This is a genomic window from Catellatospora vulcania (assembly GCF_009720385.1).
Taxonomy (GTDB): domain Bacteria; phylum Actinomycetota; class Actinomycetes; order Mycobacteriales; family Micromonosporaceae; genus Catellatospora; species Catellatospora vulcania.
On the sequence record NZ_WARX01000017.1, the window covers coordinates 228,822 to 241,881 of the forward strand.

The following is a 13,060-nucleotide window of genomic DNA, read 5'->3' on the forward strand; positions in this document are numbered from 1 at the left end:
GCCCCGCTGCCAGTACTCCAGGTCGGAGTAGACCGCCGCGTAGATCATCAGGGCGAGGGCCGGCAGCATCGCGACCAGTCCCCAGATGTTGCGCCGCCACCAGCCGCGGCCCAGCGAGTCCGGGCCCCTCATGCCGCGGACCTGGGCGCGAGCACCTCGGTCGGGGCGGGATTCGCCAGCACGGCGGTCACATCCGAGATGGGCAGCGGGATCTCGGCCATGGAGTCCATTCGGTGGTCGACGAAGGTGGACGCCACGAGCAGGGTCAGGTCGCCGGCCGAGGCGGCGGGCACCTCGATCGCGATCTCGCCCTCGACCGGAAGCCCGGGCTGGATGCTCCGGCCCCCGGTGACGAGAAGCTGGTCGAACCGGTCGGTCGTCTGGTAGATCCGGCCCGAGGCGTCGCGTACGGCGGCGTAACTGATGTGCGACGGCTCGGTGCGGGCGCTCAGGCGCAGCTTGACGACGACCCAGACGCCCTGGGTGTCCATGATCGCATCACCGATCTTGAGTTGGGCGGCGCAGCGCACGGCGACGGCCCGTACCGCGAAGTCGCGGCCGACCACGTCCGTGCCGAAGTCGCCCGATACGGCGAAGGGCCGGAGCTGGTGGTTGCGGTCGGGCGGGGAGTCGGCCACGGCCTGGCCGGCGGCCAGCACGGCCGCGACGAGCAGGAGACCACCGAGACGGCGCAGCAGGCTCACGGCGACGTCCTGACCGTCGGCGTCGCACCGGGTCTGGCCGAGGTGGCGACTCGCGGCGGGGGCACCGGCGACGGCGTGGCCCCCGGCGACGGCGAGGCGCCGGGCGAAGGCGTCGCGCCGGGAGAAGGCGTCGCGCCGGGAGAGGCCCGCACGTCGAGCACGGGCACCGTGACGCCGGCCCGGACGGCCTCGTCCTCCATCCACGTGCGCTCGGAGCTGAACGAGTCGGCGCGGTACGTCATGCCGAGGACGAGGACCGTCGCCGTGGTGGGCACCGGCGCGTCCCCCGACTGCTCCCAGAAGAACGCCACCTTCTCCGGCATGTTCGGGTGCAGGCGGCTGACCACCCGCTTGTCGCGGTAGAGGACCATGTCGTAGGGCTCCTCGGTGAGCACACCCTCCACACCGGACAGCCGCACCATCTTCTTGGTGAGCGTCCAGCTCTCGTTCGCGGTGATGGTGACATTGGCGGTCACGTAGAGCCAGCGGTTCTTGTCGTCCTGGCGGCGCAACGGCGGCAGGTCTCCGGCCAGGCGCACGTCGATGACCTCGACCCGCCACGGCCCGCCGTCCACCGGGACGCCCGCCGCGACCTGGGGACTCTTGTCCTCCGCGGGCGCGGTCTCCAGCCCGCCGAACCCCGCGGTGACCGCCAGCACCAGGCCGATCAGCACCCAGCGCAGCTGCGGCGCGACGCCGTCCAGCAGACCTCTGAAGAGCCTGCGGCTCAGTTGACCCCGCCCCGTGGTGACCGACACAGCGGCGAGCATACGAGATGGAACGCTTGCGGGGACACCCGAGCGGGGCCGCATCCCTACACAGTGGACACGACCCCGCCGGGTGGTGGATCAGCCCATCCAGGCGAAGACGGCCGGGTCGGGGCCGATGCGGCCGCCGTTGTCGAGGGTGGCGATCGCCGCCATGTCCTCGTCGTCGAGGGCGAAGTCGAAGACCGCGATGTTCTCGGCGATCCGCGACGGGGTCACCGACTTGGGGATGACCACGTTGCCGAGCTGCAGGTGCCAGCGCAGCACCACCTGCGCCGGGGTGCGGCCGTGCTTGGCCGCGACCCGCGCCAGCAGCGGGTCGTCGAGCAGGCCCTTGCCCTGGCCGAGCGGGCTCCACGCCTCGGTCGCGATGTCGTGCACCGCGTGCAGCTTGCGCAGCTCCTCCTGCGGGAGGTGGGGGTGCAGCTCGATCTGGTTGACCGCGGGCACCACGTCGAACTCGTCCAGCAGGCGGCTCATCGTCTGCACGGTGAAGTTGCAGACGCCGATGGCGCGCACCCGCTTGTCGGCGTGGAGCTTCTCCAGCGCGCGCCAGGCCTCGGTGTACCTGTCCTGGGACGGCACCGGCCAGTGGATCAGGTACAGATCCAGGTAGTCGAGGCCGAGTCTGGCCAGGCTCTCGTCGAAGGCGCGCAGGGCCTTGTCGTACTCGTGCTCGGTGTTCCACAGTTTGGTGGTGATGAACAGCTCCTCGCGGGGCAGCCCGGCGGCCCGCAGTCCGCGGCCCACGCCTTGCTCGTTCATGTAGATCTTGGCGGTGTCGATGCTGCGGTAGCCCGACTCCAGCGCCGTGGTCACGGCCTTCTCTGCCGCGTCGTCGTCGACCTGCCACACGCCGAATCCGAGCTGGGGCATCGCTACGCCGTTGTTGAGGGTCACCTCAGGAACGATCATGTGGTCCATTCTTCCAGTGCCGCGCCCTCAGGTCTCGGCAGTCTGCCCGGCACGGATCGGTGAATCGACGCACACCGCGTCTGCCGATCAGTCGCGGCAGTGACCCCTTGCGATGGAAGCGCTCCCATGCAAGACTGATCCGAATTCGCGACCGGGAGCCATCGTCGCGCGACACGGCACGTCAGGGCATGGACGCGCCGAAGCGGCACCGCCGTCCTCCGTGACGGTTCGGCAAGGTTTCCCGCCGGGACACGGTTCCGGCACATTCGCGAGGAGATCGTCTTGTTGTACCCACTGCGGCGTTCCCGCCCCAGTCTGCTGCGGCGCCTCGGCGCCGTCGCCACGGCGACGTTCGTCGCCGCCGGCGGTCTGATGGTGGCGGCGAGCCCGGCCCAGGCCGCAGTCGCCTGCGAGGTCGTCTACACCGCAAACCCATGGACCGAAGCCCCGAGTTCCGGCGGCTTCACCGCCAACCTGACCCTCAAGAACCTCGGTGACCCGTGGACGAGCTGGACGCTCGGCTTCACGCTGCCCTCCGGGCAGAGCGTCACCCTGCCCGGCTGGTCCGCGAACTTCACCGCGTCCGGCCAGAACATCACCGCCACGAACCTGAACTACAACGGCAACGTGCCGACGAACGGTTCGACCGGGATCGGCTTCAACGGCCGCTGGAGCGGCACGTACTCGTCGCCGACCTCGTTCACGATCAACGGCACGGCGTGCACCGGGGCCAACCCGGCGCCGACCGTGAGCATCACCGCGCCGGCCAACAACACCCACTACACCGCCCCGGCGGCGTTCAGCATCGCGGCCACCGCGGCGGACACCGCGCCCGGCACCGTGTCGAAGGTGGAGTTCTACCGCGACGGGCTGCTGCTCGGCTCGGACACCGCGTCCCCGTACACCTGGGACGTCTCGGCGCTGCCGGTCGGCACGTACGTGTTCCAGGCCAAGGCGACCGACAACGGCGGCGCGACCGCCACGGCGAACACGACGGTCGTGGTGGACGCCTCCGTCGCACCGAAGATCCTGGTCAACGGGGCCGGCACGGCGGCGGTGAGCGTGCCCGAGGGTGGCACGAACACGTTCAAGGTGAAGCTGTCGGCCGCGCCGTCGGCCAACCTGACCGTGGCCGTGGCCCGCACCGCCGGTGACACCGACGTGTCGGTCTCCACCGGCGCGACGCTGACGTTCAGCACCACGAACTGGGGCACCGAGCAGACGGTGACCCTGGCGGCGGCGCAGGACGCGGACAACGCCTCCGGCTCGGCGACGGTCACCGCCAGCGCCACCGGGTACGACCCCGGCGTGGTCACCGCGACCGAGGCCGACGACGAGGTCAACGTCTACACCCAGCGCTTCATCGAGCAGTACAACAAGATCAAGAACACGGCCAACGGGTACTTCTCGCCCGAGGGCGTGCCGTACCACTCGATCGAGACGCTGATCGTCGAGGCGCCCGACTACGGCCACGAGACCACCAGCGAGGCGTTCTCCTACTGGCTGTGGCTGGAGGCCTACTACGGCCGGTTCACCCAGGACTGGACCAAGTTCAACCAGGCCTGGACGGTGATGGAGCAGTACATCATCCCGTCGGCCGCCGACCAGCCCAACGCGGGCGTCGCCGGCACCCCGCAGTACGCGGCCGAGCACCTCACCCCGGCCAACTACCCCTCCCAGCTGCAGCCCAGCGTCCCGGTCGGCGTCGACCCGCTGCGCAGCGAGCTGACCAGCACCTACGGCAACGGCAACATCTACGGCATGCACTGGCTGCTCGACGTCGACAACAAGTACGGCTTCGGCCGGTGCGGCAACGGGACCACGCGTCCGGCGTACATCAACACCTTCCAGCGGGGACCGCAGGAGTCGGTGTGGGAGACCATCCCGCAGCCGAGCTGCGACAACCTCAACCACGGCGGCACCAACGGCTACCTGGACCTGTTCGTCAAGGAGTCCAGCGCGCCCGCGGCGCAGTGGAAGTACACCAACGCCCCGGACGCCGACGCCCGCGCCATCGAGGCGGCCTACTGGGCGCTGACCTGGGCCACCGAGCAGGGCAAGCAGTCGCAGATCGCATCGACGCTGACCAAGGCGGCGAAGATGGGCGACTACCTGCGCTACGCCATGTTCGACAAGTACTTCAAGAAGATCGGCAACTGCGTCGGCGCGACCACCTGCGCCGCCGGCACCGGCCGTGACTCGATGCACTACCTGATGTCCTGGTACTACGCCTGGGGTGGCGGCCTCACGTCGGCCTGGTCGTGGCGCATCGGCTCCAGCTTCAACCACTTCGGCTACCAGAACCCGATGGCGGCGTACGCGCTGGCCAACGTCAACGCCCTGAAGCCGCAGTCCCCGACCGCGAACGCGGACTGGACCAACAGCTTCAACCGGCAGCTCGAGTTCTACCAGTGGCTGCAGTCGTCCGAGGGCGGCATCGCCGGCGGCGCGACCAACAGCTGGGCCGGCTCGTACGCCACGCCGCCCGCGAACACGCCCACCTTCTACGGCATGTTCTACGACGAGAAGCCGGTCTACCACGACCCGCCGTCGAACCAGTGGTTCGGCATGCAGGTCTGGTCGATGGGCCGCATCGCCGAGCTGTACTACGCCACCGGCAACACCAAGGCCAAGGCGCTGCTCGACAAGTGGGTGCCGTGGGCGATCGCCAACACCACGGTCAGCGGCACGAACTTCGCCGTCCCGTCCGAGATGGGCTGGTCCGGCGCACCGGCGACCTGGAACCCGGCCAGCCCGGCGACCAACACCGGCCTGCACGTCACGGTGACCAGCACCGGCCAGGACGTCGGCGTCGCCGCGTCGCTGGCCCGTGCGCTGCTGTTCTACGCCGCCAAGTCCGGCAACGCCGCGGCGAAGACCACCGGCAAGGGCATCATCGACGCGCTGTACGCCAAGGCCGAGAGCAAGGGCGTCTCGACGACGGAGACCCGCGGCGACTACTCGCGGTTCGACGACGTCTACAACGCCACCACCGGCCAGGGCATCTACGTCCCGGCCGGCTGGACGGGCGACATGCCCAACGGCGACGTCATCACGGCCGGCAAGTCGTTCCTGGACATCCGGTCCTGGTACACCTCCGACCCGGACTGGTCGAAGGTGCAGGCGCACCTGGCGGGCGGCCCCGCGCCGAGCTTCAACTACCACCGGTTCTGGGCACAGAGCGACGTGGCGATGGCCTTCGCCGACTTCGCCGCCCTGTTCCCCAACGGCTGACCCCGGTCGGCCCGTGCATGAACGGCGGGCACCCCTGCACGGGGTGCCCGCCACCTCGTAATTGGGGCTCCGGCGTCGTCACCTGGACCGGAAGGCATTTCAGCGCAGGTCGTTGCAGGTGACGAGAATTTTGTTGCCGATGCTCCGATACTCTTCCGTGACGACCAGGTTCCAAGCCGCAGCGCCGTCACTTCGGAGCTTGCTGACCTCGGCCAGCAGCCAGGCCACCACCTTGCTCTCCTCGGTCAGCGCCTCCTTCAGCTGCGGATGCTGAGCCTGGCGGATCTGGTTCTTGAGCGCCGACTGGAAGTCGGTGAGCAGCTTCTTCCACCTGGCTATGGCTTGCCGACCCTTGACAGGATCGCGTTTCGCGCTCTGCAACGCTGCCAGTGCCGTCGGGTCAAGCAGGTAGGTCCGGTAGGTGTAGTAGGCCTCGCACACCTGGAGCGTGCTGGTGGCGGTTTGCTTCCGCAGAGCGGCGGCAGGATCGAGCGACGGCGACGGCGACGGGATCGCCGAAGGGCTCTTCGACGGGATGGACGTGGGTGTGGCCTGATCGCCGCAGGCGGTCAACGCGGGTAGCGCCAGGACCACGATGGTGAGCAGCTTGAACGGTCGCATGTTGTCCCCTGTCAACGCGGGGCCGTGGCCGGCCCGAGGCGAGTCTGGAGCCGGAAGATCGTTTCTGCCATCCATCACCCGGCCAGTCCACATGGGGATGCGGGCGTTGATCCCGCGATCGACGGATCTCCGTATCCTGGGCGACTCTCGAGGTTCGACGAATCCACCGGGCAACCGCCACGTGTCCCTGTAGCGCGGCTTCACCAGAATGACCGCGCCGTCGACTGCGTGTCTTCCCCGGTCTGGGTTCGTGCAGATTCCCGGAACTGCACGAGCGCTGCGTCAGGCGGCGGGAGTGGGGACGAGGACGCGGCGGGCGATGGTGTGCAGGGCGAGCAGGACGTAGCCGACCAGGAGCGGGGCCGTGATCGGGAGGATCGAGCCGATCAGGAAGGCGATCCCGATGACGCCTGAACAGGTCAAGATGAGGGCCGGGCGGGACAGCGCGGTGCGCAAGGCGCGGCGGTAGGTGTACCCCCGGCCGAGGAACGGCACGGCCAGCGCGGCCAGCCCGAGCAGCGCCACCACCGCGACGGCGGTGACGGCCAGTAGCACTCCGCCGCCCGGGGCCAGGCCCTGGTTCAGCCAGAAGATGTTGAGCGTCAGGAGCAGGATCGTGGCCAGCACGATGAGGGTGGCCAGTGCGCCGGGCAGCAGTCGGCGGCCGAAGGAGCGGAGCAGGTCGCGCGGGCCGGGCCAGTGGCCGTCGGTGAAGCGCTGGTGCACCGCCTCGGCACCGACGGCGACGGCGGCGCCGGTCGTCACGACCGGCACCGCCGCGACGGTCACCACGATGCCGACCAGGGCGAGGTCGGCCGCGTCACGCAGGGTGTCGCGCCAGTCCGTGGTGGTCGTCGCCGTCATGTTTCAGCCCTTCAGTCCGCTGGTGTTGATGCCCTGGACCAGGAAGCGCTGGAAGCCCAGGAAGAACAGGAACACCGGAAGCAGGGACAGTACCGACATGGCCAGCATCGGGCCGATCGAGGTCTGGCCGCTGGAGTCGATGAACAGCCGCAGCGCCACCGGCACGGTGTAGCTGGGCACGCTGGGCAGGTAGACCAGCTGGGTGAAGAAGTCGTTCCAGGTCCAGATGAACGAGAAGATGGCGGTCGTGATCAGGGCAGGTCGCGACAGCGGAAGGATGACGTGCCAGAACGTGCGGTACGGGTCACAACCGTCGATCTTGGCGGCGTCGTCGAGTTCGCGGGGGATGCCCCGCATGAACTGGACCATGAGGAAGATGAAGAAGGCCTCCGTGGCCAGCAGCTTCGGCAGGATCAGCGGGAGCGGGGTGTCGATCCAGCCGAACTCGCTGAACAGCACGTACTGCGGAACGATCAGCACGTGGCCGGGCAGCAGCAGCGTCGCGATCATGAGCGCGAAGTAGCCCTTGCGGCCCCAGAACCGCAACCGCGCGAAGGCGTACGCGGTGACCAGGCAGGATATTGCGTTCGCCACCACCGTGGCCAGCGAGATCACGATGCTGTTCATGAAGAACCGGCCGAAGCTGACGCCGGGGATGTAGCTCCAGCCGTCGGAGTAGTTCGACCAGGTCAGCTCCTGGGGCCAGATGGAGAGGTTGCTGCTCACCTCGGTGGGCGACTTCAGGGAGGAGCCCAGCACCCAGATCAGCGGGTAGAGCACGATCGCCAGCACGCCGAGCAGGGCCAGCACCCGCACCCATCCACGTACGCGGGCCATCAGTTCTCTCCGTCCGAGTAGTGCACCCAGAACTTGCCGGTGCTGAAGAAGACGATCGTGATCAGGCCGATCGCCGCCAGGAAGATCCAGGCCAGCGCGGAGGCGTAGCCCATCTGGAAGTCGGTGAAGGCCTTGTCGTAGATGTGCAGGGTGTAGAGCTTGGTGGAGCCCAGCGGGCCACCGGTGCCGTTGCTGATGACGAACGCCGAGGTGAAGCCCTGGAACCCGTTGATCGTCTCCAGCAGCAGGTTGAAGAAGATGACCGGCGACAGCATCGGCAGCGTGATGTGGAAGAACTGCCGGGTCTTGCTGGCCCCGTCAACCTGCGCGGCCTCGTACAGCTCGGTGGGCACCTGCTTGAGGCCGGCCAGGAAGATGACCATCGGTGCGCCGAACTGCCAGATGGTGAGCACCATCAGGGTGGACAGCGCCCAGTCCGGGTCGTTGATCCAGTTGTTGCCCTCGATGCCGAACAGGCTCAGCCCGGCGTTGAACGCGCCCTCGCGGTTGAACATGGCGACCCAGACCAGGGCCAGCGCCACCGAGCCGCCGAGCAGCGACGGCAGGTAGAACATGCCCCGGAACAGGCCGACGCCGCGGCGCTCCTTGTTGAGCAGCAGGGCCACGCCCAGTGAGGCGGCCAGCTTCAGCGGGATCGCGATCAGGCCGAAGGTGAGGGTGACCCGCACCGACTGCCAGAAGGTCGGGTCGAGGGTGAAGATCTTCTTGTAGTTGTCGAAGCCCACCCACTCCACGAACTCCCAGCTCGACAGGACGTCGTAGTTGGTGAAGCTCAGGTAGAGCGAGAGCAGCATCGGGAACGCGGTGATCGCCATCAGGCCGATCAGCCACGGGGAGAGGAAGACGTAGCCCGCCAGGCCCTCGGAGCGGCGGGAGGCGTAGTTCTTCTTGCGCCGGCCGCGCGCCGGCGGCGGCGCTGGCGCCGGAACCGGGAGGGCCGGTCGGGAAGCCGTGGTGAGTGCCACGCGCGGTCCCCTTCCAGGAACGAGATCGATGAACGGCGGAAATGGAACGGGCCCGGCCCCGGCCCGGGAACGGCCGGGCCGGGCCCGCGTCCGCTGGCGGCTGACCTCGGCGGGCGACTGTACGGCGCCCGCCGAGGCTGCTCACCAGCGTCCGGTCATGCCAGAGCGGAGGCGGCTTCGGTGAAGAACTGCTTGGCCGCGGCCTCGGGGGTGGCCTTGCCGTACGACACCGTCTCGGCGATGTCGCGCAGCGTGTTGCGCAGGCCGCTGTGGCCCTTCGGCGGCGGCGCGGGGGCCGGGCCGAACTTCGGCGTGATCTCGTTCTCGAAGGCGACGGTGTCCTTCATCTTCTGGTCGGTCAGCGCGTCGGAGACCGCCTTGCGCACGTCGAGGTTGTTCGGCAGGCCCCGGTCCACGCCCAGGATCTTGCCGGCCTCCACGTCGTTGGCCAGGAAGTTGATGATGTCGGCGACCACGTCAGGGGCCTTGGTGGTACGCGAGGCCGCCCAGTACGTCGACGCGCGCGCCCACTGACCCTTCGGGTCGCCCGGGTATGCCGTCATGCCCAGGTCGTTCTTGGTGGCCTTCTGCATCTCGGAGAGCTGGTTGGACCACATGAACGACACGGCGGCCTTCTTGGTCACCACGAGCTGCGTCGCGACGCTGCCGGTGACGGCCTCGTGGCAGACATCCGCCGGCGGGGTCGCGCCCTTGGCCCGGGCGTCCACCCACAGCTGGAACCAGGCGACCAGGTCCGCCTCGGTGAAGGCGATCTTGGGGCCGTCGTAGAACTCCTTGCCCTGGGCGCGCAGCCACAGCCACAGCGCCTTGTAGTCCGAGCTCGGGTCCATCAGGCCCCAGTACTTGCCGCCGGACTTGGTGGTGATGCCCGCACCCCAGGTGATGATCTGGTCGTAGGTCCAGCCCACCTGCGGGGCCTCGACGCCCAGCTCGGCCAGCTTCGTCTTGTCGAAGATGATGGCCGGGGTGTTCTCGCCGGTGGCGATGGCCACCTGCTTGCCGCCGAGCTGCCCGTACTTGGTGAGGCTCTCGGGGTGGTTCGACACGTCGATCTTCTTGCTCGCCGTGTACTTGGACAGGTCCAGGGTGACGTTGCGGCCGGCGTACTCGGCCAGGCCGTTGTCGTCGAGCTGGAAGATGTCCGGCGCGTTGCCACCGGCGGAGATGGTGGCGAGCTTGTCGTAGTACCCGGTGAACGCCTGCCACGTGGGCGTGATCGTGACGTTCTTGTGCTTGCTCGTGTAGAGCTTCAGCGCCTCTTCGGTCAGCTTGGCGCGGGCCTCGCCGCCCCACCAGAAGAAGGAGACGGTGACCGGGGCGTTCGGGTCGACGGCGGGCTCGTCGTCGCCGCAGGCGGCCAGCAGGCCGGCCGCGGGCACGGCGATGGCCGTTCCGGCGAGTAGACGCAGCAGATGGCGGCGGTTCAAGCCACCCGCCGGCAGGCTACCGTTGTGCTGCGTCGGCTCGTCGGCCGGCGCGGGTGTCGCTGGGTGCATAGCTTTCACTCCCTGCTCTCGGAAGCGACACCGTCAAGGGGCGGTTGCTGCCGCCTGCCCGGGCCCGCAGTGCGATGCGGGCCCGGGCCTGACGAGTCGCGGATGACCAACTCGGTCTGAAGCGTTACCAATGCGGTGGTGCGGCGGTCGTCGCCATGCTGGAGCAGCATGTCGACGGCCGCCCGTCCGGCGGCCGCCGTGGGGGTGGCCACCGTCGTCAACATGGGGCGGGTGCGGCGGCTCAGCGCGGTGTCGTCTATTCCGACGACGCTGATCTGATCCGGCACCTTGACCCCGCGGTGGTCGAGTGCGTCGATCAGGCCGACGGCCATGAGGTCGTTGTACGCGAGCACGGCGCTGACGCCGGCCCGCAGCACTGCCTCGGCCTGTGCCGATCCGCTCTCCTCGGTGGGCGCGTTGGGCCCGAGGACCACCAGCTCGGCCCCGGCGTTGCGGGCGGCGAGGGTGGCCGCGCGGCGGATCTCGCGGTTGGTCCAGGACCCGCGCGGGCCGCCCAGCAGGGCGATCTCGCGGTGCCCGAGGCCGACCAGGTGCTCGACCGCGAGCCGGGCGCCCTGCGCTACGTCCATCACGACCGCGGGCAGGCCGGGGACCGGCCTGTTGACCACGACCAGCGGGACCTCGCGGGACAGCTGCTCGATCTGCGTGTTGCTCATGCGGGGGCTGCACAGCAGCACCCCGTCCACCTGCTTGGCCAGTGCGAGCACCAGCTCCTCCTCGACACCGGGGTCTTCGTTGGTGTCGGCGACGAAGACGTGGTAGTCGCGGCCGCGGGCGTGACTTTCCGCCGCTTTGATCAGCGGCGGGAAGAACGGGTTGGCGATGTCCGCCACGATGAGCCCGATGTTGTGCGTGCGCCCGGTGATCAGTGCGCGGGCGGCCCGGTTGGGCCGGTATCCCAGCACTTCCGCCGCGGCGAGCACGTGGGCCCGGGTCTCGGCGTTCACCAACTGTGGTGCGCTGAACGCGCGGGACACGGTGGAGACGTGCACGCCACTGGCCTTGGCGACATCGCGGATAGTGGCCGGCACCTGCACTCCTTTGTGTACACGCGATCCTGTGTTGGCTATCACGGTGGTGACCCATTAATGCAAACGGTTGCGACCGTGTCAACGGGTGAAGATGTCGATCTGGTTTCGACAGTGGACCTTGGCGGTGTCCGCACTGGGAAATATGGGGACAATCAAGGCGGATTCCGGGGCAACCATTGACGCGATCGGAGCCTGATGGTTAGTTCTGCTGCAAACGTTTGTAGTCGCATGAGGCCCAGGAGGCCGGATGACCACGCGGTACGCGATCGTGGGGACCGGGGCTCGAGCGCAGATGTTCGCCCAAGCCCTGAACAAGCACGGCGAGCTTGTCGCACTAGCCGATGTCAACCCCGCTCGGATCGCCGCCCAGCAGCGCCGCCTGCAGGCGGCGGGCGCCCCGCCCGCCGTGGCCTACGACGCCGGCGAGGTGCCGGCGATGCTGGCCAAGGAGCGCGTCGACACCCTCGTGGTGTGCAGCGTCGACGCCACGCACGACGAGTACATCGTCGCGGCGCTGGACGCCGGGTGCTCCGTGGTGACGGAGAAGCCGATGACGGTGGACGTGCCCAAGTGCCGGCGCATCCTGGAGGCGGTGAAGCGCAACGACGGCAAGGTCGGGGTCGCCTTCAACTACCGCTTCCACCCGGTGCACGAGCAGGTCCGCACGCTGCTGGCCGAGGGCGCGATCGGCGAGATCGGCTCGGTGCACTTCGAGTGGCTGCTCGACGTGCGCCACGGCGCGGACTACTTCCGCCGCTGGCACCGCGACCGGGCCAACTCCGGCGGCCTGCTGGTGCACAAGGCAACCCACCACTTCGACCTGGTCAACTGGTGGCTGAACAGCACGCCGGTGCGGGTCACCGCCGAGGGCCGGCTGTTCTTCTACGGCGACGGCGGCGCCCGCCACGGCTACGCCCGCGACTACGCCCGCGCCCACGGCGCGCCGGCCGCGCAGGGCGACCCGTTCGCGCTGCACCTGGCCGACAACCCGAATCTGGCCGAGCTGTACCTCGATGCCGAGTCCCACGACGGGTATCACCGCGACGTGAACGTGTTCGCGCCCGGCACCGACATCGAGGACGACATGTCGGTGCTGGTCCGCTACGCCAGCGGCGCGACCATGTCGTACCACCTCACCGCGTACGCGCCCTGGGAGGGTTACCGGATCGCCTTCAACGGCAGCCGGGGCCGCCTGGAACTCGACATCGTCGAGTCCGACCACGTCGCGCCCGGAGTGGCCGGGGCGGTCAAGGGGCACTCGGCCGCGCTGCACGGCGTGGAGGCGGCCGCCGAGGGCGGCAGCGTCTCGCTGCGGCTGCGCCGGTTCTGGGAGCCGCCGGTCGAGGTGCCGGTGGCGGCGTACGACCGGCAGGGCCACGGCGGTGCGGACGTGCGCATGACCGGGGTGCTCTTCGGCGGCGACGCCGACCCGCTGCACCGGTCCGCGACGGCGCTCGACGGCGCGCGCTCGCTGCTGACCGGCCTGGCCGCGAACGCGTCGATCGCCTCCGGGCGCAGCGTGGACGTGGCGCAACTGCTCGACATCTCGGAATGGGAGTGACG

At 69.1% G+C, this 13,060-nt stretch carries 11 protein-coding genes; 2 read left to right on the plus strand and 9 right to left on the minus strand.

Features of this window, described 5'->3' with window-relative positions; translation table 11 throughout:
• Positions 1 to 128: 128 nt before the first annotated feature.
• The 3 genes from F6W97_RS32880 to F6W97_RS32890 all read right to left on the minus strand — a co-directional run bounded on the left by F6W97_RS32880 (position 129) and on the right by F6W97_RS32890 (position 2,386).
• Complete coding sequence (locus F6W97_RS32880) at positions 129 to 704, minus strand: hypothetical protein (protein ID WP_155374438.1); 576 nt, start codon at positions 702 to 704, stop codon at positions 129 to 131.
• Positions 701 to 1,462, minus strand: coding sequence for a hypothetical protein (locus F6W97_RS32885; protein WP_155374439.1), 762 nt, complete (start codon positions 1,460 to 1,462; stop codon positions 701 to 703). The genes F6W97_RS32880 and F6W97_RS32885 overlap by 4 nt, the downstream gene beginning before the upstream one ends.
• A gap of 90 nt (positions 1,463 to 1,552) precedes the next feature.
• The gene (locus F6W97_RS32890) at positions 1,553 to 2,386 is read right to left on the minus strand and encodes an aldo/keto reductase (RefSeq protein WP_155374440.1); all 834 of its coding nucleotides are present in this window, start codon (positions 2,384 to 2,386) and stop codon (positions 1,553 to 1,555) included.
• A 372-nt stretch (positions 2,387 to 2,758) separates the two neighbouring features.
• On the opposite strand from F6W97_RS32890, the gene F6W97_RS32895 reads away from it, so the two are divergent.
• Complete coding sequence (locus F6W97_RS32895) at positions 2,759 to 5,620, plus strand: glycoside hydrolase family 48 protein (RefSeq protein WP_155374519.1); 2,862 nt, start codon at positions 2,759 to 2,761, stop codon at positions 5,618 to 5,620.
• A gap of 99 nt (positions 5,621 to 5,719) precedes the next feature.
• Here F6W97_RS32895 and F6W97_RS32900 read toward each other — a convergent pair whose 3' ends face one another.
• The 6 genes from F6W97_RS32900 to F6W97_RS32925 form a co-directional block, all read right to left on the minus strand.
• Complete coding sequence (locus F6W97_RS32900) at positions 5,720 to 6,241, minus strand: hypothetical protein (protein ID WP_155374441.1); 522 nt, start codon at positions 6,239 to 6,241, stop codon at positions 5,720 to 5,722.
• 282 nt (positions 6,242 to 6,523) lie between these two features.
• Complete coding sequence (locus tag F6W97_RS32905) at positions 6,524 to 7,105, minus strand: hypothetical protein (RefSeq protein ID WP_155374442.1); 582 nt, start codon at positions 7,103 to 7,105, stop codon at positions 6,524 to 6,526.
• A 3-nt stretch (positions 7,106 to 7,108) separates the two neighbouring features.
• Entirely contained in the window at positions 7,109 to 7,942 is an 834-nt protein-coding gene (locus tag F6W97_RS32910; RefSeq protein ID WP_155374443.1) for a carbohydrate ABC transporter permease, read from the minus strand.
• A complete protein-coding gene (locus F6W97_RS32915) occupies positions 7,942 to 8,928 on the minus strand; it encodes a carbohydrate ABC transporter permease (protein WP_407924630.1) in 987 nt (328 codons plus the stop codon). Before F6W97_RS32915 ends, F6W97_RS32910 begins: the two co-directional genes overlap by 1 nt.
• A gap of 155 nt (positions 8,929 to 9,083) precedes the next feature.
• Entirely contained in the window at positions 9,084 to 10,445 is a 1,362-nt protein-coding gene (locus F6W97_RS32920) for an ABC transporter substrate-binding protein (protein WP_155374444.1), read from the minus strand.
• A gap of 5 nt (positions 10,446 to 10,450) precedes the next feature.
• Positions 10,451 to 11,497, minus strand: coding sequence for a LacI family DNA-binding transcriptional regulator (locus tag F6W97_RS32925; protein ID WP_155374445.1), 1,047 nt, complete (start codon positions 11,495 to 11,497; stop codon positions 10,451 to 10,453).
• Positions 11,498 to 11,744: 247 nt separating this feature from the next.
• Between F6W97_RS32925 and F6W97_RS32930 the strand changes: the two genes are divergently transcribed.
• The gene (locus F6W97_RS32930; RefSeq protein WP_155374446.1) at positions 11,745 to 13,058 is read left to right on the plus strand and encodes a Gfo/Idh/MocA family protein; all 1,314 of its coding nucleotides are present in this window, start codon (positions 11,745 to 11,747) and stop codon (positions 13,056 to 13,058) included.
• The last annotated feature ends 2 nt before the right edge of the window (positions 13,059 to 13,060 follow it).

Coding starts and splice junctions, on each gene's coding strand:
- F6W97_RS32890 (WP_155374440.1), bottom strand. CDS start 2,386: ATGATCGTTCCTGAGGTGACCCTCAACAACGGCGTAGCGATGCCCCAG.
- F6W97_RS32900 (WP_155374441.1), bottom strand. CDS start 6,241: ATGCGACCGTTCAAGCTGCTCACCATCGTGGTCCTGGCGCTACCCGCG.
- F6W97_RS32930 (WP_155374446.1), top strand. CDS start 11,745: ATGACCACGCGGTACGCGATCGTGGGGACCGGGGCTCGAGCGCAGATG.
- F6W97_RS32920 (WP_155374444.1), bottom strand. CDS start 10,445: ATGCACCCAGCGACACCCGCGCCGGCCGACGAGCCGACGCAGCACAAC.
- F6W97_RS32910 (WP_155374443.1), bottom strand. CDS start 7,942: ATGGCCCGCGTACGTGGATGGGTGCGGGTGCTGGCCCTGCTCGGCGTG.
- F6W97_RS32895 (WP_155374519.1), top strand. CDS start 2,759: ATGGTGGCGGCGAGCCCGGCCCAGGCCGCAGTCGCCTGCGAGGTCGTC.
- F6W97_RS32905 (WP_155374442.1), bottom strand. CDS start 7,105: ATGACGGCGACGACCACCACGGACTGGCGCGACACCCTGCGTGACGCG.